Annotated in this window: 19 protein-coding genes; 10 read left to right on the forward strand and 9 right to left on the reverse strand. The window is 70.2% G+C overall.

The annotated features are described in order from the left end of the window. Positions 1-29: 29 nt before the first annotated feature. Together ACGFZS_RS09180 and ACGFZS_RS09185 are read right to left on the reverse strand one after the other, a co-directional pair. Entirely contained in the window at positions 30-1,976 is a 1,947-nt protein-coding gene (locus ACGFZS_RS09180) for an Ig-like domain repeat protein (protein ID WP_393794576.1), read from the reverse strand. 219 nt (positions 1,977-2,195) lie between these two features. Continuing rightward, positions 2,196-2,678 carry an SseB family protein gene (locus ACGFZS_RS09185; protein ID WP_390971809.1) on the reverse strand — a complete coding sequence of 161 codons (483 nt, stop codon included), beginning with the start codon at positions 2,676-2,678 and terminating at the stop codon, positions 2,196-2,198. 176 nt (positions 2,679-2,854) lie between these two features. Between ACGFZS_RS09185 and ACGFZS_RS09190 the strand changes: the two genes are divergently transcribed. The 4 genes from ACGFZS_RS09190 (at position 2,855) to ACGFZS_RS09205 (ending at position 7,600) form a co-directional block, all read left to right on the forward strand. Continuing rightward, the gene (locus tag ACGFZS_RS09190; RefSeq protein ID WP_393544557.1) at positions 2,855-4,681 is read left to right on the forward strand and encodes an acyl-CoA dehydrogenase; all 1,827 of its coding nucleotides are present in this window, start codon (positions 2,855-2,857) and stop codon (positions 4,679-4,681) included. Between the two features lie 93 nt (positions 4,682-4,774). Further along, complete coding sequence (locus tag ACGFZS_RS09195) at positions 4,775-6,073, forward strand: M18 family aminopeptidase (RefSeq protein WP_365679005.1); 1,299 nt, start codon at positions 4,775-4,777, stop codon at positions 6,071-6,073. Between the two features lie 219 nt (positions 6,074-6,292). Then, positions 6,293-7,399 carry a glycosyltransferase family 2 protein gene (locus tag ACGFZS_RS09200; RefSeq protein ID WP_355714092.1) on the forward strand — a complete coding sequence of 369 codons (1,107 nt, stop codon included), beginning with the start codon at positions 6,293-6,295 and terminating at the stop codon, positions 7,397-7,399. 42 nt (positions 7,400-7,441) lie between these two features. Further along, positions 7,442-7,600, forward strand: a complete 159-nt coding sequence (locus tag ACGFZS_RS09205) for a hypothetical protein (RefSeq protein ID WP_294008171.1) — start codon at positions 7,442-7,444, stop codon at positions 7,598-7,600. Between the two features lie 43 nt (positions 7,601-7,643). On the opposite strand, the gene ACGFZS_RS09210 is transcribed toward ACGFZS_RS09205, so the two are convergent. Next, positions 7,644-9,506: an NHL domain-containing thioredoxin family protein gene (locus ACGFZS_RS09210; protein WP_393794577.1), complete on the reverse strand. Its 1,863-nt coding sequence runs from the start codon at positions 9,504-9,506 to the stop codon at positions 7,644-7,646. Between the two features lie 66 nt (positions 9,507-9,572). Further along, positions 9,573-9,965 carry a cupin domain-containing protein gene (locus ACGFZS_RS09215; RefSeq protein ID WP_359211342.1) on the reverse strand — a complete coding sequence of 131 codons (393 nt, stop codon included), beginning with the start codon at positions 9,963-9,965 and terminating at the stop codon, positions 9,573-9,575. A gap of 53 nt (positions 9,966-10,018) precedes the next feature. Between ACGFZS_RS09215 and ACGFZS_RS09220 the strand changes: the two genes are divergently transcribed. Continuing rightward, positions 10,019-11,017 (forward strand): GlxA family transcriptional regulator, encoded by a 999-nt coding sequence (locus ACGFZS_RS09220; RefSeq protein WP_393794578.1) that lies wholly within the window; start codon positions 10,019-10,021, stop codon positions 11,015-11,017. After that, entirely contained in the window at positions 11,014-11,508 is a 495-nt protein-coding gene (locus ACGFZS_RS09225) for an LURP-one-related family protein (RefSeq protein ID WP_359211348.1), read from the forward strand. Before ACGFZS_RS09220 ends, ACGFZS_RS09225 begins: the two co-directional genes overlap by 4 nt. A gap of 18 nt (positions 11,509-11,526) precedes the next feature. On the opposite strand, the gene ACGFZS_RS09230 is transcribed toward ACGFZS_RS09225, so the two are convergent. Next, positions 11,527-12,324 carry a carbon-nitrogen family hydrolase gene (locus ACGFZS_RS09230; RefSeq protein WP_393794579.1) on the reverse strand — a complete coding sequence of 266 codons (798 nt, stop codon included), beginning with the start codon at positions 12,322-12,324 and terminating at the stop codon, positions 11,527-11,529. Between the two features lie 182 nt (positions 12,325-12,506). Here ACGFZS_RS09230 and ACGFZS_RS09235 point away from each other — a divergent pair, with 182 nt between their 5' ends. Then, positions 12,507-13,331: a maleylpyruvate isomerase family mycothiol-dependent enzyme gene (locus ACGFZS_RS09235; RefSeq protein WP_393794580.1), complete on the forward strand. Its 825-nt coding sequence runs from the start codon at positions 12,507-12,509 to the stop codon at positions 13,329-13,331. A gap of 56 nt (positions 13,332-13,387) precedes the next feature. Continuing rightward, positions 13,388-14,152: an SAM-dependent methyltransferase gene (locus ACGFZS_RS09240; protein ID WP_393794581.1), complete on the forward strand. Its 765-nt coding sequence runs from the start codon at positions 13,388-13,390 to the stop codon at positions 14,150-14,152. A gap of 139 nt (positions 14,153-14,291) precedes the next feature. Here the strand turns inward: ACGFZS_RS09240 and ACGFZS_RS09245 are convergent, their stop codons facing one another. Then, positions 14,292-15,593, reverse strand: a complete 1,302-nt coding sequence (locus ACGFZS_RS09245; protein WP_393794582.1) for a nitrate/nitrite transporter — start codon at positions 15,591-15,593, stop codon at positions 14,292-14,294. Beyond that, complete coding sequence (locus ACGFZS_RS09250; RefSeq protein WP_393794583.1) at positions 15,590-16,240, reverse strand: GntR family transcriptional regulator; 651 nt, start codon at positions 16,238-16,240, stop codon at positions 15,590-15,592. The genes ACGFZS_RS09245 and ACGFZS_RS09250 overlap by 4 nt, the downstream gene beginning before the upstream one ends. Before the next feature lie 196 nt (positions 16,241-16,436). Between ACGFZS_RS09250 and ACGFZS_RS09255 the strand changes: the two genes are divergently transcribed. Both ACGFZS_RS09255 and ACGFZS_RS09260 read left to right on the forward strand, forming a co-directional pair. Beyond that, positions 16,437-17,336, forward strand: a complete 900-nt coding sequence (locus tag ACGFZS_RS09255) for a D-alanyl-D-alanine carboxypeptidase family protein (RefSeq protein WP_393794584.1) — start codon at positions 16,437-16,439, stop codon at positions 17,334-17,336. 175 nt (positions 17,337-17,511) lie between these two features. After that, entirely contained in the window at positions 17,512-18,468 is a 957-nt protein-coding gene (locus ACGFZS_RS09260) for a Bro-N domain-containing protein (RefSeq protein WP_393794585.1), read from the forward strand. A 97-nt stretch (positions 18,469-18,565) separates the two neighbouring features. On the opposite strand, the gene ACGFZS_RS09265 is transcribed toward ACGFZS_RS09260, so the two are convergent. Then, complete coding sequence (locus ACGFZS_RS09265; protein WP_393794586.1) at positions 18,566-19,990, reverse strand: dihydrolipoamide acetyltransferase family protein; 1,425 nt, start codon at positions 19,988-19,990, stop codon at positions 18,566-18,568. 10 nt (positions 19,991-20,000) lie between these two features. Next, entirely contained in the window at positions 20,001-20,978 is a 978-nt protein-coding gene (locus ACGFZS_RS09270) for an alpha-ketoacid dehydrogenase subunit beta (RefSeq protein WP_359211374.1), read from the reverse strand. Position 20,979 lies beyond the last annotated feature (1 nt).

Consider the following 20,979-nt stretch of genomic DNA (forward strand, 5'->3'; position numbering starts at 1 on the left):
CCGGGCCCCGGTCGTCTCCGAACGGTGGATCAGTTGCTGAAGTACAGGTACTTCCAGGCGCCGTACGTCGTGGAGTTCACGGTGTCGCCGGACGAGCCGTTGACGTACACCGACCGCACCCGCGCCCGGATACCGGACTCACCCGGCGCCCCGAGCCGGACGGCCGTCTTGCCGTTCGTGCCGAGCGCGAAGTACTCGGAGTCCGTCGTGTACCACGAGCCCTGGTAGTAGACCTGCAGGTCGAAGCGGAACTCGCGGCCCTTGTAGTAGGTCATGGCCGTGGTGAGCACCGGGTCGGTGTTCTTGTGGAACCAGTAGTACGACGTCGAGCCGATCTTCGCGGTCCGGTAGTGCTTGGAGACCGCGGTGGAGACCTTGACCCGCGCGTACGCCGTGGCCTTCACGGTCTTCGCCGTGTAACGGGCGTCCCCGTCGAAGACCGCGGTGACGGCCGTGTCGCGGGTCATGTCCACCCAGGCGGCGATGTTCCCGTGGGAGTCCACCCGGCCGGTCTTGATCAGCTTCTTCGGCTTGTCGGCCCCGAAGGGGTCCGAGTAGATCTTGACCGAGCGGTTCTTGTACGTCGTCCCCAGGTGCGCGGTGAACTTGACGTCGGCGCCGTAGTTGTACAGCTTGCCGTTGTTGTTCAGGCTCAGGCTCGTCGCCGCCCGGGACACTGCGACCTTGTCGGAGGCGGTGGCCGCGGTGTGCCCGGCGTCGCCCGCGTAGGCGACCTTGTAGGTGACCGTGCCGCCGGCCGGCGGGGTGTCGGTGAAGGAGTACGTGCCGTCCGCCTTGACCGTGACCGCGGCGAGCGCCTTGCCGTTCGGGCTCTCGACGTCGGTACGGGTGACGGAGAGCTTGGCCCCGGCGGGCAGCGCGACCGTCGCCGAGAGCTTGCCCGTGACGGTGAGCTTCTTGGCGCGGGGCGCCGAACTCGGGGCGTTCACCGTGAGCGTCGGGACGTTGAGCGTCGGCTGGGTGAGCGCCTTGAGCGTGTAGCCGCCGCTGCCCGGCACCAGCGCGAAGATCCGCGAGGAGTCCGGTGCCCAGCGCACGGTGGCGGCGTACCCGGAGCCGACGCTGTAGGTGCGCAGCGGCTTGGTGGCGTCGGGCCGGTAGACCGCGACCTTGCCGTCGCCCACCTGGGCGACCAGGCCGTCCGCCGCGACGTCGGCACCCCAGGCTCCGGGGTAGGAGCCGGCCTTGCTGAACCTGCCGTCGGCCCACGCGTCCCGGTCCGTGCCGTTGACCAGCACCTGGTCGGCACCGGGCACGAGGTCGATGTCCCCGATCCCGCTGTTCAGGGTGTAGTCGCTGAAGTACCAGGCGGTGAGCTTGGCGGTGCCGTCCGAGACGTCGAGTACCGCCATGGAGTCGCTGGAGCTGCCGGTGTCGGCGATGGCCAGCAGGCCCGGCCGGGTCGGGTCGGTGTCCAGCAGCCCCGGGTTCCAGATGCCGACCGAGGTGCCCTCGGTGGGGAACTGCTCCATCGCCACCGGGTCGGTCCCGCTCGCCGGGTCCACCGACGGGTCGACGGAGCCGATGTCGCCGTCCCACTGGTCGCCGTACGAGAACCACGCCTTGCCGCCCGCGAAGCCCAGGTGGCGGGGGCCGGTGTTTGTCGGGATGGCGTAGGTCGCCTTCACGTCCAGCGTCGCCGGGTCCAGCGCGAGGATCTGGTGGGTGTCGGGCAGGGCCGCGTACAGGGTGCTGCCGTCGTCCGACAGGGCCAGGTCGCTGACGCTGCCCAGACCGGTGTTCGAGTCGACCAGGGTGCCGTTGTAGTCGGAGGCGAGGATCCGGCCGTTCGCGGCGTCGCCGACGAACACCCGCTGGAGCGGGCCGTCCACGACGAGGCCGCCGACGTTGGTGACGGTGGTGGCGGCCGCCGAGGCGGTCCCCGCCGCCACGACGCTCAGCGCCGCCGAACTGAAGAGGACCGCGAGCGCCGTCGCGACCGAAGTGCTGCGCATGCGCACAGTGATGAACCCCCACTGAGAACCCGGGGTCGCCGGGTGGATGAGAGCGCCGCGCGGCACCCGGACGCGACCGCGGAAGAGCGGTGGCGCGCGGGGCGCGGCTGCCTGAGGGGCACCTTATGGCATTGGCTGTGACAATCCGGGAGCGGGTTTCCCCCGGGGGGAGGGGGGACGGCGGCCTCCGGCGATACATGCCGTCCAGCCGTGCACGACCTAGCCGTACATCCGGCGCATCGCGAAGTCGACCATCTGCTCGACGGCCTTCGCGTCGAAGACCATCCGGTGCTCGCCCTCCATGTCCAGGACGAAGCCGTACCCGGTCGGGAGCAGGTCGATGACCTCCGAGCCCGTGATCACGAAGTACTTGGACTCCTTGCCCGCGTACCGGCGCAGTTCCTTCAGCGAGGTGAACATCGGGATCACCGGCTGCTGGGTGTTGTGCAGCGCGAGGAAGCCGGGGTTGTCACCGCGCGGGCAGTAGACCTTCGACGTGGCGAAGACCTGCTGGAAGTCCTCGGCGGTCACCTGCCCCGTGGTGAACGCGCGCACCGCGTCCGCCAGCGACGGCGGGGACGGCTCGGGGTAGAGCGGGGGCTGCTGGCCGTATCCGCCGAGGCCGCCGCCCATGGGCTGCTGCGGCGAGGCGTACTGCTGCTGAGCAGCGCCACCGTCCATGGGCTGGCCGTATCCATACATGGGCGCAAGCCTACCGAGACACGCGGCCGCTGCGAGAAGGTAGACCCTTCTCACACTTCAGCCGATCGGGGTTGCATCTTATTACCGACGGGTAGCATCATCGGAGCTACTCGTTGGTATGTGAACGCTTGCGCGAGGATTCAGTGCCTCGCCGATCCGGATACGGAGCCGTCACCATGGGGCACTACAAGTCCAACCTCCGCGACATCGAATTCAACCTGTTCGAAGTACTCGGTCGCGACAAGCTGTACGGCACCGGCCCGTTCGGCGAGATGGACACCGACACCGCGAAGAGCGTCCTGGAGGAGCTGACCCGGCTCGCCGAGAACGAGCTCGCGGAGTCCTTCGCCGACGCCGACCGCAACCCGCCGGTCTTCGACCCGGAGACCAACACCGCGCCGGTCCCGGCGTCCTTCAAGAAGAGCTACAAGGCCTTCATGGACTCCGAGTACTGGCGCCTCGGCCTGCCCGAGGAGATCGGCGGCACCACCGCCCCGCCGTCGCTCATCTGGGCGTACGCGGAGCTGGTGCTCGGCGCCAACCCGGCCGTGTGGATGTACTCCTCCGGCCCGGCGTTCGCCCGGATCCTCTTCGACGAGGGCACCGAGGAGCAGAAGAAGTGGGCGCAGCTCGCCGTGGACCGCACCTGGGGTTCGACCATGGTGCTCACCGAGCCCGACGCGGGTTCGGACGTCGGCGCCGGCCGCACCAAGGCGGTCCGGCAGGAGGACGGCTCCTGGCACATCGAGGGCGTGAAGCGCTTCATCACCTCCGGTGAGCACGACATGGAGGAGAACATCCTCCACTACGTGCTGGCGCGTCCCGAGGGCGCCGGTCCCGGCACCAAGGGCCTCTCCCTCTTCCTGGTCCCCAAGTACCTCTTCGACTTCGAGACCGGCGAGCTGGGCGAGCGCAACGGCGTCTACGCCACCAACGTCGAGCACAAGATGGGCCTGAAGGCCTCCAACACCTGCGAGATGACCTTCGGCGACCGCCACCCGGCCAAGGGCTGGCTGATCGGCGACAAGCACGAGGGCATCCGCCAGATGTTCCGGATCATCGAGTTCGCCCGGATGATGGTCGGCACGAAGGCCATCTCCACGCTCTCGACCGGCTACCTCAACGCCCTCGAGTACGCCAAGGAGCGCGTCCAGGGTTCCGACCTCGCGGCCTTCGGCGACAAGACCGCGCCCAAGGTCACCATCACCCACCACCCCGACGTGCGCCGCTCGCTGATCACGCAGAAGGCGTACGCCGAGGGCATGCGCGCCCTCGTCCTCTACACCGCCTCCGTCCAGGACGCGATCGCGGTCAAGGAGGCGACCGGCGAGGACGCCTCCGCCGAGCACGCGCTGAACGACCTGCTCCTGCCCATCGTCAAGGGCTACGGCTCCGAGAAGGGCTACGAGCAGCTCGCCCAGTCGCTGCAGACCTTCGGCGGCTCCGGCTTCCTGCAGGAGTACCCGATCGAGCAGTACATCCGCGACGCCAAGATCGACACCCTGTACGAGGGCACCACCGCGATCCAGGGCCAGGACTTCTTCTTCCGGAAGATCGTCCGCAACCAGGGCGCGGCCCTCAACTCCCTCGCCGAGGACATCAAGAAGTTCCTCGCGCTCGGCACCGGCGGCGAGGACCTGGCGGGCGCCCGCGAGCACCTGGCGAAGGCGGCCGTCGAGCTGGAGGCGATCGTCGGCCTGATGCTGACCGACCTCGCGGCCACCGAGCAGGACGTCAAGAACATCTACAAGGTCGGCCTCAACACCAGCCGCCTGCTGCTCGCCTCCGGCGACGTGATCGTCGGCTACCTGCTGCTCAAGGGCGCCGCGATCGCCGCCGAGAAGCTGGAGACGGCGTCGAACAAGGACAAACCCTTCTACACCGGCAAGATCGCGGCGGCGAAGTTCTTCGCGGCCAACGTGCTGCCGGGCGTCACCCTGGCCCGCAAGGTCGCGGCCGATGTCGACCTCGACCTGATGGAGCTGGACGAGGCCGCTTTCTGATCGTTCCGATCGACCGAGTGTCGACCGAGTGTCCGTGGAGGCCCGCTCCCCGCTGGGGGGAGCGGGCCTCCGTACGTCGTTAAGGTGAACAACATGAGCGAATCCCCCCGCTTCGACCGCGGCCACACCGACGACCTGATGACCTTCCTCGCGGCGAGCCCGACGCCGTACCACGCCGTCGCCAACAGCGCCGAGCGGCTGGAGAAGGCCGGGTTCCGGCAGGTCGCCGAGACGGACGCCTGGGACGGGACGACGGGCGGCCGGTACGTGCTGCGCGGCGGCGCGATCATCGCCTGGTACGTCCCGGAGGGCGCCGCCCCCCACACGCCGTTCCGGATCGTCGGCGCGCACACCGACTCCCCGAACCTGCGGGTCAAGCCCCGTCCGGACACCGGCGGGCACGGCTTCCGCCAGGTCGCCGTGGAGATCTACGGCGGACCGCTCATGAACTCCTGGCTCGACCGGGACCTGGGCCTGGCCGGCCGGCTCAGCCTGCGGGACGGCTCCACCCGCCTGGTCGACGTGCACCGGCCGCTGCTGCGCGTCCCCCAGCTCGCCATCCACCTGGACCGTTCGGTCAGCAGCGACGGCCTCAAGCTCGACAAGCAGCGCCATCTGCAGCCGATCTGGGGCCTCGGCGACGACGTCCGCGACGGCGACCTCATCGCCTTCCTGGAACAGGAGGCGGGCCTGCCGGCCGGCTCGGTCACCGGCTGGGACCTGATGACCTACGCCGTCGAACCGCCGGCCTACCTGGGCCGCGACCAGGAGCTGCTGGCCGGGCCCCGGATGGACAACCTCCTCTCCGTGCACGCCGGTACGGCGGCCCTCGCGGCCGTGGCGGCGGGCGGCGCGGAGCCGGCGTACATCCCGGTGCTCGCCGCGTTCGACCACGAGGAGACCGGCTCCCAGTCGGACACCGGCGCGGACGGGCCGCTGCTCGGCACCGTCCTCGAGCGTTCGGTACTGGCGCGCGGCGGGTCGTACGAGGACCGGGCGAGAGCCTTCGCGGGCACCGTCTGTCTCTCCTCCGACACCGGTCACGCCGTCCACCCCAACTACGCCGAGCGGCACGACCCGACGCACCACCCGCGCGTCAACGGCGGCCCGATCCTCAAGGTCAACGTCAACAACCGCTACGCCACGGACGGTTCGGGCCGCGCGCTCTTCGCCGCCGCCTGCGAGCGGGCCGGGGTGCCCTTCCAGACCTTCGTCTCCAACAACTCGATGCCCTGCGGCACCACCATCGGCCCGATCACCGCGGCCCGCCACGGCATCCGGACCGTCGACATCGGCGCCGCCATCCTCTCCATGCACAGCGCCCGCGAACTGTGCGGCACCGACGACCCGTTCCTCCTCGCGAACGCGCTGGTGGCGTTCCTGGAGGGGTAGACGAACGGCACCATCACCCCGGGTCGGATACGGCGGTGGGTACGGCGCGTAAACGGACACAGCGTCACCCACAGGGTCATCACAGGCAACCGTGAGCAATCCGTTACAGGATTCAACTACCGCACTTGTAGGGGTTTCGTGAAGACTGTCGATCACTGACGGGTCCGGAATATCGCCTTCCGGGCCCACCGCGGCTTTCACGAACGGGGGGTACGAGCCGTGCGCCGTCACGCCGCGCGCCGCGCGCACGCCGCCCCGGAAGAACCCGGTGACAGACACCGTCTCGCCGTCCTGATCCCGGCCCACAACGAGCAGGAACGTATCGCCGACGCCATCGACGGCCTCTGGGAGCAGACCCGGCGCCCCGACCTGATCATCGTCGTCGCCGACAACTGCACCGACGACACCGCGGCCATCGCCACCGCGCACGGCGCCCAGGTCTTCCACACCCAGGACAACACCCACAAGAAGGCCGGCGCCCTCAACCAGGCCATCGCCTGGGTGCTGCCGCACATGGACGACCGCGACCTGCTGCTCGTGCAGGACGCCGACACCGTCCTCAACCCCTGGTTCGTCGAGACCGCGCTCGGCACCTTCAACCGCAAGGTCGGCGCCGTCGGCGGCGTCTTCTACGGCGAGGACGGCGGCGGCTTCCTCGGCCTGCTGCAGCGCATGGAGTTCCACCGCTACGCCTGGGAGCTGGAGCGCACCGGCGGCAAGGCCCAGGTCCTCACCGGCACCGGCACGATGTTCCGCGCCCGGGTGCTGCGCGAGGTCCGCGCGGCCCGCCGGGCCGGTGAACTCGGCGGCGGCACCGGCTACTACAGCCTCGCCTCGCTCACCGAGGACGACGAGATGACCAAGGCGGTCAAGACCCTCGGCTACCGGGCCATGTCCCCGGCGGGCTGCTCGGTCACCACCGAGGTCATGCCGTCCCTGCCCAAGCTGTGGCACCAGCGGCTGCGCTGGCAGCGCGGCGCCCTGGAGAACCTCCGCGACTACGGCTGGACCCGGGTCACCGCCCGCTACTTCATGCAGCAGTTCCTGATGGGCTTCGGCGCGCTCTCCTTCCTGATCTACCTGACCTACATGGCCGCGTACACCTCGCTGTACGGCTGGCCGGGCCTCTCGCCGTTCTGGACGGCGATCGGGCTGATCTTCGTCGTCGAGAAGACCGTCTCCGTACGGCGGGCGGGGCCGAAGGCCGTCCTGGTCGCCGCGCTGATGGTCCCCGAGATGCTCTACGACCTCTTCCAGCACGCCGTCTACTTCACCTCGCTGTGGGGGCTGGTGCGCCGCAGCGAGGAGAAGTGGGTGGCGACGTGAGTTTCCCTCAACCCTCGTATCGACCCTCGTAGGAGAAAAGCGATGTACGGCAGAGTGATTGGCGCGGGCACGGCGGGCGCGGGCGGTGCGACCCTGGCCGCCACCGGCCTCTGGATCAACAGCATGGCGATGGTCGTGGCGGCGACGACGCTGGTGGCGGCCGGGGTGGCGGTGTTCAAGCTGGTTCCGCGACGGCGGTAGCCGCAAATCGACACAGCCCCGCGCCCTTTACGGGGCGCTTCACTCAAGCGTCTTGATCCATTCCGGCCAGGACCAGCGGCAGTCGGTCGGCGCCTCCCTCCGTGACACGGACCGGAACTCCCCAGTCCTGCTGGTGCACATGGCAGGCCGGGTACTTTCCCCCAGTCTTCGACCGGGAGGTGCCCCCAGCCTCGTCGTCGTCGCAGCTCGCGGCCATCGCCGAGACGTGCAGGACGCCTTCCGGGACGGCCGGGTTCAGGTCCAGGTCTCTCGACAGGTCGGTGTCGGCGCCCTCACCCTTGAGCAGGAGGTCCGGCGGGGTCGAGGACACGAGCAGGCGCGTCGACGGGCCGTACCTCGTGTCCAGTTTCTGGCCCGCCGGGGCCTGGAAGACCACGTCCAGGCGGAGGCGGCCGGGGGTCACCTCGGTCGCCGCCCGCCGGGTACGGTGGGCGACCGACTCCACCCGGACGGCCTCCTCGGGCAGCCGCAGCCGGGTCAGGCGGTGCCGGGCCGACTCGACGACCACGATGTCGTCACCGGCCAGCACCGCGTCGCTCGGCTCTCTCAGGTCCGTGGCCAGCGTGGTGACCTCGCCGGTCGCGGGGTCGTAGCGGCGCAGCGCGTGGTTGTAGGTGTCGCTGACGGCGACCGAGCCGTCGGGGAGCGCCGTGACGCCCAGCGGGTGCTGGAGCAGGGCCTGTCCGGCGGCGCCGTCGCGGTGGCCGAAGTCGAAGAGCCCGGTGCCGACGGCGGTGTGGACGTGTCCGTCCGGGTCGACCCAGCGCAGGGCGCTCGTCTCGGAGTCGGCCAGCCAGAGGCGGTCCGGGGTGGCCGCGAGTCCGGACGGCTGGGCGAACCAGGCCTCGGCGGCCGGGCCGTCGACCAGCCCCTCGTTGGTGGTGCCGGCGGCGACGGCGACCGTCCGGTCCTCAGGGTCGTACGCCCACAGCTGGTGCACGCCCGCCATGGCGATCCACACCTTGCCGCCGAAGACCGCCACGTCCCAGGGCGAGGACAGGTCGATCCCGCGGGCCGGGCCGGAGGTCGGGGAGCCCTGCCACCACTGGCGGCCGGTGCCGGCGAGCGTGCTGACCTCGCCGGTGGCGGGGTCGAGGCGCCGTAGCGCGTGGTTGACGGTGTCGGCGACGACCACCGAGCCGTCGTCGAGGAGCGCCAGGCCCTGCGGCTCGCTGAAGGAGGCCTCGGCCGCCGGGCCGTCGGTGAAACCGCGGGTGCCGGAGCCGATCCGCCGCAGGACCGTCTCGGCGTCCTCGGCCAGCTCCACCAGCTGGTGCCGGGTGGTGTCACTGACCAGGAAGGTCCCGGAGGGCAGCAGCAGCGCCTTGCCGGGGAAGCGCAGGGCGGTCGGCTCGGGCTCCGGCGCCACGTACGGGCCGTCGCCGCGCCGCAGGGTGCCCTTCGCCTCGTGCTCCGCCTCCAGCTCCTCGACCAGCCGGGCGATCGCGTGCGCGTGCCCCTCCCCGGCGTGCTGGGCGACGACGTACCCCTCGGGGTCGATCACCACCAGCGTCGGCCAGGCCCGGACCGCGTACTGCTTCCAGGTGGCGAGCTCCGGGTCGTCGAGCACCGGGTGCTCCACCCCGTACCGCTCCACGGCGTCCATCACCGCCCGGTGCTCCGCCTCGTGCACGAACTTCGGCGAGTGCACCCCGATGATCACCACCGTGTCCCGATGCCGCTCCTCCAGCTCCCGCAGCTCGTCCAGGACGTGCAGGCAGTTGATGCAGCAGAAGGTCCAGAAGTCCAGGACGACGATGCGTCCGCGCAGGTCCGCGAGGCTGTACTGGCGGTCGCCGGTGTTCAGCCAGCCGCCCTTGCCGATCAGCTCGGGGGCACGGACGCGGGCACGGCGCCGGGTGGGGGCGGGGGATGTGTCGCTCATGGATCAAGAGTGCCACTCACCGCCGACCGTGCGATTTCGCCTGTGGACAACTCGACGAATCCCTGGTCAGCGCAGTGCGTGGCCCGTCGTCGCGTCCACGTGGTCCGGGATCTCGTCGTGGCGGTCGCCGACCGTGGAGGTGCCGGTCGGCTCGAAGAGGAGGATCGAGGCCGCGGACGGCGCCGTCGGCTTGTGCTCGGTGCCGCGGGGGACGGTGAAGACCGAGCCCCTGGGCAGGACGACCGTGCGCTCGCCGGCCGGCTCCCGCAGGGCGATGTGCAGCTCGCCCTCCAGGACCAGGAAGAACTCGTCGGTGTGGTCGTGGACGTGCCAGAGGTGCTCGCCCTCGACCTTGGCGACGCGGACGTCGTAGTCGTTGACGGCGGTGACGATACGGGGGCTCCACAGCTCCTCGAAGGAGCCGAGGGCGTGGGCGAGGGAGACGGGTTCGCTGCTCATGACGGTCATCCTGGGCCGTGGCCCGGCGCCGGCGTGAGTGCTAGAAATCGCATATGGCGCAAGGATCCTCGCAACCGACCCATCGGGTGGCCGTGATCGTCGACGCGGGCACCAATCCGTTCGAGGTGGGGGTGGCCACCGAGCTGTTCGGGCTGCCGCGGCCCGAGCTGGGGCTGACCGTGCCGCCGTACGAGGTGACGCTGTGCGCGCCCACGCGCGAGGTGCGCATGAACCACGGCTTCTTCACGCTGACCGGGGTGCCCGGTCTGGAGGCCGTGGACGCGGCGGACACGCTCGTCGTGCCCGGCCGGCCCGACAACGTCGTCCCGCGCGGTGCCGACGTCCTCGACGCCGTCCGGCGCGCGCACGCGCGGGGCGTGCGGGTGGTGAGCTTCTGCACCGGGACCTTCGCGCTCGCCGAGGCCGGGCTGCTGGACGGGCGGCCGGCCACCACCCACTGGCGCTGGGCGGACGCCTTCCGGGAGCTGCATCCACGGGTCCTGCTCCGGCCGGACGTGCTGTTCGTGGACGACGGCGACCTGCTCACCGCCTCCGGCAGCGCGGCCGCGCTCGATCTGGGGCTGCACATATGGCGGCAGGACCACGGCGCCGAGATCGCCAACACGGTGTCCCGGCGGCTGGTGTTCGCCTCGCACCGGGACGGCGGGCAACGGCAGTTCGTGGAGCGGCCGGTGCCCGAGGTGCCGGACGAGTCGCTCGGGCCGCTGCTGGCCTGGGCGCAGGAGCGGCTGGACGAACCGCTGACCGTGGCGGACCTGGCCGCGCGGGCCGCCGTCTCCCCCGCCACCCTGCACCGCCGGTTCCGCGCCCAGCTGGGCATCACCCCGCTGGCCTGGCTCACCGGCGAACGGGTGGCGCTGGCCTGCCGGCTGATCGAGCGCGGGGAGGAGCGCCTCGACGTGGTGGCGGCGCGCAGCGGGCTCGGTACCTCCGCGAACCTGCGCGCGCGTCTACGTCGCGAGACCGGACTCAGCCCCTCGGACTACCGCCGGCGTTTCGGACCGGTGGCCCGGGAAGGGGTACAGGCATGAGATTCCTGGTACGCGACCGGCTCCTCGGCTTCGGCGAGGACTACTGGATCGAGGACGAGCACGGCACCAAGGTGTTCCTCGTCGACGGCAAGGCCATGCGGCTGCGCGACACGTTCGAGCTGAAGGACACCCGCGGGCGGGTGCTCGTCGACATCCACCAGAAGATGTTCGCCCTGCGCGACACCATGGTGCTCGAACGGGACGGCGAGCCCCTGGCGACCATCCGGCGCAAGCGGCTCTCCCTGCTGCGCAACCACTACCGCGTGCGCCTGGTCGACGGCACCGAGCTGGACGTCAGCGGCAAGATCCTCGACCGCGAGTTCGCCGTCGAGTACGACGGTGAGCTGCTGGCCGTGGTCTCCCGGCGCTGGCTGCACGTGCGGGAGACCTACGGCGTCGACGTCGTACGGGACGACGCGGACCCGGCGCTGCTGATCGCGGTGGCGGTGTGCGTGATCCACCTCGCCGACAAGGAGCGGGAGGAGGACTGACGGAACGCGGGCGGAGGGCTAGTGGTGGTGCGGGGGTTCCAGGCCCAGCAGGCGGTCCTTGAGGGCCGGGAACTGTTCGCGGGTCGCGGCGACCCTGGCCGGGTCGAAGTCGACGGTGAGGATCTCCTCGCCGGCGCCCGCCTCGGCGAGTACCTCGCCCCAGGGATCGACCACGATCGAGTGACCCGCCTGGGGAACTCCGGCGTGTGTCCCGGCCGTTCCACACGCGAGCACGAACGCCTGGTTCTCGACCGCCCGTGCCTGGGCCAGCAGCGTCCAGTGCGCGCGTCGCCGTTCGGGCCAGCCCGCCGAGAGCACCATCGTCTCGGCGCCGGCGTCGACGAGTCCGCGGAAGAGTTCGGGGAATCGGAGGTCGTAGCAGGTGGCCACGCCCAGCGTGGTCTCCGGGAGCCGGACGGTCACCAGTTCCTGCCCGGCGCCCATCAGCACCGCCTCGCCCTTGTCGAAGCCGAAGCGGTGGATCTTGCGGTAGGCCGCGGCCAGCTCACCGGAGGGGGAGAAGACGAGAGCCGTGTTGTAGAGGGGGCCGTCAGGGTCCCGCTCGGGGATGGAGCCGGCGTGCAGCCAGACGCCCGCGTCGCTCGCCGCCTTGGCCATCGCCTCGTACGTCGGGCCTTCCAGCGGTTCGGCCTCGGTGGCGAACTCCTCGTAGGCGAACGCACCGGTCGTCCACAGCTCCGGCAGGACGACGAGGTCGGCGCCCGCTTGTTCGCGCACCAGTGCGGTCACCCGCCGCCGACGAGATTCGACCGATTCGTCATCGTTTACATCGATCTGGAGCAGCGAGGCGCGCACACTACCACCGTCCTGGCATTCGAGCCGTCCATACGGGCCTACGATCGTCACACGAAAGCACTGCCGGGGTGCCTCACAGCAGCGTAACTTAGCGTCTCAAGACACCCGCCGACAGCAGCCACCTCCCGCTGGCAGCGCCGCCACAACCTGCCCGAGTACCGACCGCCGAGGGGTCCCGTTCCGTGAGTCTGCATCCCACTCTCCAGCCCTACGCCGACGCCTGGACCCATTCCATCGAAGCGATATCGGAGCTGGTGACGCCCCTTGTCGAGGGCGAGTGGAACCGGCGGACGCCATGCCCGGGCTGGTCGGTGCGCGATGTCGTCTCCCATGTCATCGGCATGGACTGCGAGATGCTCGGCGACCCGCGCCCCATCCACACGCTGCCGCGCGACCTCTTCCACATCACCAACGAGCACCAGCGCTACATGGAGATGCAGGTCGACGCCCGCCGCCACCACACGGCGCCCGAGATGACCTCCGAGCTGGAGTACACGGTCATCCGCCGCAACCGCCAGCTGCGCAACGAGTCGCGCGAGCCGGGGCACCTGGTGCGCGGGCCGATGGGCAAGGAGATCACCCTCGAAGTGGCGATGCGCAACCGCGCGTTCGACGTGTGGGTGCACGAGCAGGACCTGCGGGCGGCCCTGGCCCGGCCCGGCAACCTCGACTCGCCGGGCGCGCAGGTCGCCCGGGACGTGCTGCTCACCGAGCTGCCGAGGGTGGTCGCCAACGACGCCGACGCGCCGCGCAGTTCGGCCGTGATCTTCGATGTGCACGGACCGGTCGAGTTCCTGCGCACCATCCGCATCGACATCCAGGGCCGCGGCACCCTGGAGACCACCCCGGCTCTCGGCCCCGCCGCCATCTTCACCCTCGACTGGGAGACCTACGTCCGTCTGGCCTGCGGCCGCACCACCCCGGACGCGGTCGCGGACCGGGTGAAGGCGGAGGGCGACCAGAAGCTGACGGCGGCGATCCTGCGGAACTTCGCGGTCACGCAGTAGCGGGGGCGCGGTAAATCGGTGTTCCGGGCCGGCCCCCGGGACCTACCGTGCCCGCCATGACAGTCGCCTCCGCACCGCATGACGATCTCCCGCCCCGGCTCACCCGTCTCACCTTCCACGGTCCCCTCTCCGAGGCCCGCGCGACCGGGATGGTCCGGCGCCTCGCCGCGACCCGTCCGTCCACCGTGCTGGACATCGGCTGCGGCTGGGGCGAGTTGATGCTCCGGCTGCTGGACGCGCTGCCGCGAGCACAGGGGCTCGGGGTGGATCTGCGGGAGGAGGATCTACGGCGCGGGCGGCGCAACGCGAAGGCACGGGGGCTCACGGAGCGGGTGCGGTTCGTCCGGGAGTCCGCCGTGGACACCCGGCGCGGCCCGGCCGACGTGGTGCTGTGCCTCGGGGCGCGGCACGCGCTGGGCGACGATCTCGTGCCGGCCCTGCGGGAGCTGCGGCGGCTGGTGGCCGACGGCGGGCGCGTCCTGCTCGGCGAGGGCTTCTGGCAGCGCACCCCGACGGAGGCGGAGCTGGCCCGGATGTGGCCGGGCGCCACGGTCGCCGACCACCACGACCTGGCCACCCTGACCGACCTCGCGGTGTCCGCCGGCTTCCGCCCGGAGTGGACCGAGACGGCGAACCCGGACGAGTGGGAGGAGTTCGAGTCCGCCTACCAGGCGGACACCGAGGTCTGGCTGGCGGCCAACCCCACTCACCCCATGGCCCCCGAGACCCGCACCCGCCTCGACACCCACCGCTCCGCCTGGCTGACCTACCGAGGCGTCCTGGGCCTGGCCTACCTGACCCTGATACCGACGAGCCCCTGACCCCCGACCACACACGGAAGGCCACCGGGCGGCAAAGATCCCGACCGCGCACGGCAAGCCGCCGACGGCGACCCGCCCCCACAGGTCGCTCAGCCTCTCTGCCGACTGGAAACGGGCGGTGCGCGGGTGGGAGAAAAACTCACGCAGGCACGTGCACCGTCTCCACCCGGCTCGCCACCAACCGCTCCCGCTCCCGCCGAACCGCCCGCCCCCGCAACCGCAGAATCTGACTCACCCCCAGCGCCTGCAGCACGAACACACACGAGAACGCCACCGAGTAGTTGTCATCGGTCGCGTCCAGCAACACACCCACCAGGAACAACGTCGTCATCGACGCCACGAATCCACCCATGTTGGTGATCCCCGACGCCGTCCCCTGCCGCTCCGGCGGATTCGCGGGCCGCGCGAAGTCGAACCCGATCATCGACGCCGGCCCGCACGCCCCCAGCACCGCGCACAACACCACCAGCAGCCACATCGGCGCATGCTGCGCCGGATACACGAGGGTCACCGCCCACACCGTCGCCGTCGCCCCGACCGTCCCCAGCGCGATCGGCAGCCGCGCCGTGTGGTGCCGGGCGACGATCTGGCCGTAGACCAGCCCGATCACCATGTTGGAGAGCACTACCAGGGTCAGCAGTTCGCCGGCCGTGGCCCGGGACAGCCCCTGTGCCTGGACCAGGAACGGCAGCCCCCACAGCAGCAGGAACACCATCGCCGGGAACTGGGTGGTGAAGTGCACCCACAGCCCGAGCCGGGTCCCCGGCTCCCGCCAGGACGCGGCGATCTGCTTCCGTACGTACGCCGCCCCCTGGTGCGGGAAGGGCTCGGGCTCGTACCCCTCGGGGTGGTCCTTCAGGAAGACCAGGACGAGGACCAGCACGACCGCGCCGGCCAGCGCGCTGCCGGCGAACGCCGGGGTCCAGCCGATGCCGTGCAGCAGCCGGGCCAGCACCAGGGTGGAGACGAGGTTGCCCGCCATGCCGACCAGACCGGCGAGCTGGGCGACCATCGGCCCGCGCCGCACCGGGAACCAGCGGGTGCCGAGCCGCAGCACGCTGATGAACGTCATCGCGTCCCCGCAGCCGAGCAGCGCGCGCGAGGCGAGCGCGGTGCCGTACGACGGCGAGAAGGCGAAGCCCAGCTGCCCCGCCGTGAACAGCACCGCGCCGATGCTCAGCACCTTCTTCGTGCCGAGCCGGTCGACCAGCAGGCCGACGGGTATCTGCATGCCGGCGTAGACCAGCAGCTGGAGGATGGAGAACGTCGACAGGGCCGAGGCGCCCACATGGAAGCGGTCGGCCGCGTCTAGACCGGCGACACCGAGGGACGTACGGAAGATGACGGCGACGAAGTAGACCGAGACGCCGATGCCCCAGACCGCGACGGCCCGGCGGCCGCCGGGGGGATCACCGGGCAGCGAGGTGCCGCTGCGGCTCATCGGACCTCACCCCGCGCCAGGTGCGCGAACCAGTCGACGTGCCGGTGCACCAGCGCCACCGCACCGTCGGCGTCCCCGGCGCGCAGCGCGGCCAGGATCTCCTCGTGCTCGGTGAGCGACTTGGCGATCCGGTCGGGGTGCGCGTGCATGATCGCGACGCCCATCCGGAGCTGGCGGTCGCGCAGCTGGTCGTAGAGGCGGGAGAGGATCTCGTTGCCGCCGTCGCGGACGATCTCGGCGTGGAAGCAGCGGTCCGTGACGGCCGCGGCGGCCAGGTCACCGGCGGCGGCCTCGGCCTTCTGCCGGTCGAGCAGGTCCTGCAGCCGCGCCACCAGCGCCGCCGACGCGGGTACGGCCTTGCGCACCGCGTGCTCCTCGACCAGCATCCGGGTCTCCACCACGTCCGCGATCTCCTGGGCGGAGACGGGCAGCACCATGGCGCCCTTCTTCGGATAGAGCCTGATCAGGCCCTCGACCTCCAGACGGAGCAGCGCCTCGCGGACCGGGGTGCGGGAGACCCCTACGGCCTCGGCCAGTTCGCCCTCGGTGAGGAGGGTGCCGCCCTCGTAGTGGCGGTCCAGGACACCTTGCTTGACATGGGAGTACACACGGTCGGCGGCGGGGGGCTGCTTGACGGCCAGGCTCATGTTCACAGCATAGATACAACACGTACGCAAGGCCCGTCTCGTCCACCATGCGGACGTGACATAAATCGCCCTCAGCAACCGCACAACCATCTGTGCTACTTACGTGTCACACACGTGCGGCCCCACTCGCTTCGGCACCCCCAACTCGGCCGCACGCCAGGGGCATTACGACTCGACTCGACTCGGGGTATTTCAGTTGATTACCGGTATTAAGGGCACCCGCCTCCGCAGGGCCGTCGCCGTCGCCGTCACGTCCGGCGCGATGCTCGCGACCGGGGCCCTCACCGCGGCGCCCGCGCAGGCCGTCACCAAGCCCTCGATCGTGGCCAAGGGCGGCTTCGTGATGAACAACGCGAACGCGAAGACGCTCTACACGAAGGCGGCGGACACCAAGCTGTCCACCGGTTCGACCACGAAGGTCATGACCGCCAAGGTCGTGCTCGCTCAGTCGAACCTGAACCTCGACAAGAAGGTCACGATCCAGAAGGCGTACAGCGACTACGTCGTCGCCAACAACGCCTCCCAGGCGCACCTGATCGTCGGCGACAAGGTCACCGTCCGCCAGCTGCTCTACGGGCTGATGCTGCCCTCCGGCTGCGACGCCGCCTACGCGCTCGCGGACACCTACGGCTCGGGCACCACCCGCGCCAAGCGCGTCGCCAACTTCATCGCCAAGATGAACACCGCCGCGAAGAACCTGGGGCTGACCCACACCCACTTCGACTCCTTCGACGGCATCGGCAACGGCAACAACTACTCGACGCCGCGCGACCTGACGAAGATCGCCAGCAGCGCGATGAAGAACTCCACGTTCCGCACGGTCGTCAAGACGAAGAAGTACACCGCCAAGACGATCACCAAGACCGGTTCCACCCGCACCATGGGCGCCTGGACCAACACCAACACGCTGCTCTCCAGCTACAGCGGCGCCATCGGCATCAAGACCGGCTCCGGCCCCGAGGCCAAGTACTGCCTCGTCTTCGCCGCGACCCGCAACGGCAAGACGGTCATCGGCACCGTCCTCGCCTCCTCCTCCATCTCCCAGCGCGCCACCGACGCCACGAAGCTCCTCAACTACGGCTTCGCGACGATCTGATCCCCCGCACCAACTCACCAAAGGCCCGCCGCACCCCATGCGGCGGGCTTTTGCCATACCAGGACGACGCACCGCAGCAGAACGCGAGTTCTTCCCTCGCATTCATGAACATCGCAGTATTTGACTGGCATATTCGATTTTCTCCGCCCTAGGTTCCGCGGCGGAGGTGGTTCCCATGAACGAACCCAACAAGCAAGCGAAACCCACCGGCCGCCACGAGGCCATCGACATCAGCGACTTCGTGTACGCGGCGACCGGAGCACGGGTACGACGGCTGACCATGCCGGACGGCGCTCATTGGTTCCCGGCAGTGGATGTCTGCAACCGCTTGGGGCACACCAACCCGCAGAAGGCCCTCTCCGACCATGTCCCAGACGACCATCGAGAGATTCTCGAGACCCTAACTGGAGGTTATGGTCTCAGCATTCCCGCAGGTAGAGAGTGGCGCCGAGACCTGAATGTCATCTCTCTCCAGGGTCTCATCCTTCTCGTCAACGCCTGCACCAAGCCCGCCTGCGCTCCGTTCAAACAGTGGGTCGCCGAAGTCATCGAGACCGTACAGCGAGACGGGTCTTACACCCTCGACAAGGCCGAAGTGCAGCTGGCCGAACCGGGCGGGCCGATCACGTACGCGATGCCGGAGCAGGTAGCCGAGGCCATCGTCCGGCTTGAGGCGCACAACCTTCAGCTGGACGAGCAGCTCGCAAATGGGCAGCGCGAGTCGATCGAGTTGCAGCGAGAGATGCTGGCCACGCAGAAGGCCACGTTGGCCGTACAACAGGCCATGGTCCGCGCGATGGAACGCATCGCGGACCGGCTCGACGCCCTCGTCCTCGAACGCCGTACGCCCCAGGACGGTCCCGCGGCCCTGCCGACGACCGAGTCCGTGCTCGCCGACTGGCGACGGCGGTTGTCGGTGACCGAGGACGTATGGACGGTGGCCGTCGTGATCGCCCCTGTCCTCGTCGAGAAGGGTGAGCTGCGCGAGCCGCTCGAATCCATCGCCGCGCGTACCGGCCTGACGGTGCACCGCGTCAACGAGTGTCTCCGTCTGCTGCGCAAGCACGCCTGCATTCACTCGCGGGGTGGGACGGAGGAGGGGGCGCCGGTCTACGTGCTCAACCAGCTCTGAAGGGAGTGGGCGGTCGCAATCCGACGTTGCGGCCGCCCACTGTCAGCCTATTCCCCCAGGCCGAGAGTCTCGCCCTTCTCTCCATACCCCGGGGGTCTCACCCCCAGGTGATCAGCCGCTTCGGCTGCTCCAGGATCGACGCGATGTCGGCGAGGACCTTGGAGCCGAGTTCGCCGTCGACCAGGCGGTGGTCGAAGCTGAGGGCGAGGGTGGTGACCTGGCGGGGCTTGACCTTGCCCTTGTGGACCCAGGGCTGGAGCTTGATGGCACCGACGGCGAGGATCGCCGCCTCGCCCGGGTTGAGGATCGGCGTGCCCGTGTCGATGCCGAAGACGCCGACGTTGGTGATGGTCACGGTGCCGCCCTGCATGGCGGCGGGTGACGTCTTGCCGTCCCTGGCCGTGCTGACCAGTTCGCCCAGCGACTCGGCGAGTTGCGGGAGCGTCTTGGCGTGGGCGTCCTTGATGTTCGGGACGATCAGGCCGCGCGGGGTGGCCGCGGCGATACCCAGGTTGACGTAGTGCTTGAGCACGATCTCCTGGTTCGCCTCGTCCCAGGACGCGTTGATGTCCGGGTTGCGCTTGATGGCGACCAGCAGGGCCTTGGCGATGAGCAGGAGGGGGTTCACCCGGAGGCCGTGCAGGTCCTTGTCCTGCTTCAGCTCCTCCACCAGCTTCATCGTGCGGGTCACGTCCACCGTCACGAACTCCGTGACGTGCGGTGCCGTGAACGCGGAGCCGACCATCGCCGCCGCCGTCGCCTTGCGGACGCCCTTGACGGGGACGCGGGTCTCGCGGGCCGTGTCGTACGACGTGGTGGCAGGGGCGGTGGGAGTGGCGGGGGCCACCGGTACGGCCGGCACCACCACCGGTTCGGGCACCGCCACCGCCGCGTGGACGTCGTCGCGCGTGATGATGCCGTCCGGGCCGGACGGGGTCACCGTGGCCAGGTCGACGCCCAGGTCCTTCGCCAGCTTGCGCACCGGCGGCTTCGCCAGCGGACGGGGCTGTTCCAGGGCGGCCGGGGCGGGAGCGGTGGTGGGTCCGTGGCCGTTCAGCTCGGTCTGGATCGACGCCTGGACGACCGCCTCGGCGACCGTGACGTCCGGGCCCTTGCGCGGGCGGCGCTTCGTGGAGGAGGCGGCCACGCCGTAACCGACGAGGACCGGCTGACGGCCCTCCGGCTTCTTCTCCGGCTCCGGCTCCGCGGCCGGGGCCGGGGCCAGAGCCGGGACCGCGGCCGGCGCTTCGCCGGGGGCGCCGCCCGCCACGTCCACCGCGATGATGGCCGTGCCCACGTCCACCGTGGTGCCCTCGGCGAAGCGGAGTTCGCGGACCACACCGTCGTAGGGGATGGGCAGTTCGACGGCCGCCTTCGCCGTCTCGACCTCGCACACCACCTGGCCGTCGGTGACCGTGTCGCCGGGCTGGACGTACCACTTGAGGATCTCGGCCTCGGTGAGCCCCTCGCCCACGTCCGGCATCTTGAATTCGCGTACGGACGCTTCCGTCATCGTCGTCACGACCCTCTCCTCAGTACGCCAGGGCACGGTCGACGGTGTCGAGCACCCGGTCCAGGCCCGGAAGGTACTCCTCCTCCAGACGGGCCGGCGGGTAGGGGGCGTGGTAGCCGCCCACCCGGAGCACCGGGGCCTCCAGGTGGTAGAAGCAGCGCTCGGTGATGCGGGCGGCGATCTCCGCGCCCGAGCCGAGGAACACCGGCGCCTCGTGGACCACGACCAGGCGGCGGGTCTTCTCCACCGAGGCCTGGATCGAGTCGAAGTCGAGGGGGGAGATGGAGCGCAGGTCCAGGACCTCCAGGGACTTGCCCTCCTCGGCGGCCGCGTCGGCGGCCTCCTGGCAGAGCTTCACCATCGGGCCGTAGGCGGCCAGGGTGAGGTCGGTGCCCTCGCGGACCACGCGTGCCTTGTGCAGCGGGCCGGGGATGGCCTCGGTGCTGACCTCGGCCTTGTCCCAGTAGCGGCGCTTGGGCTCGAAGTAGATCACCGGGTCGTCGCTCTGGATGGCCTGCTGCATCATCCAGTACGCGTCGGAGGCGTTGGAGGGGCTGACCACCTTCAGGCCGGCCACGTGCGCGAAGAGCGCCTCGGGGGACTCCGAGTGGTGCTCGACCGCGCCGATGCCGCCGCCGTAGGGAATGCGGACGACGACCGGCATCTTGACCTTGCCCAGCGAGCGGGCGTGCATCTTCGCGAGCTGGGTGACGATCTGGTCGTAGGCCGGGAAGACGAAGCCGTCGAACTGGATCTCCACCACCGGGCGGTAGCCGCGCAGGGCGAGGCCGATCGCGGTGCCGACGATGCCGGACTCGGCGAGCGGGGTGTCGATGACGCGGCTCTCGCCGAAGTCCTTCTGCAGGCCGTCGGTGACGCGGAAGACGCCGCCGAGCTTGCCGACGTCCTCACCCATGATGAGGACCTTGGGGTCCGCCTCCAGGGCGCGGCGCAGCGACTCGTTGATCGCCTTGGCCAGAGCCATCTTCTCCGCCATG

Source organism: Streptomyces sp. NPDC048288 (genome assembly GCF_043201555.1).
Taxonomy (GTDB): domain Bacteria; phylum Actinomycetota; class Actinomycetes; order Streptomycetales; family Streptomycetaceae; genus Streptomyces.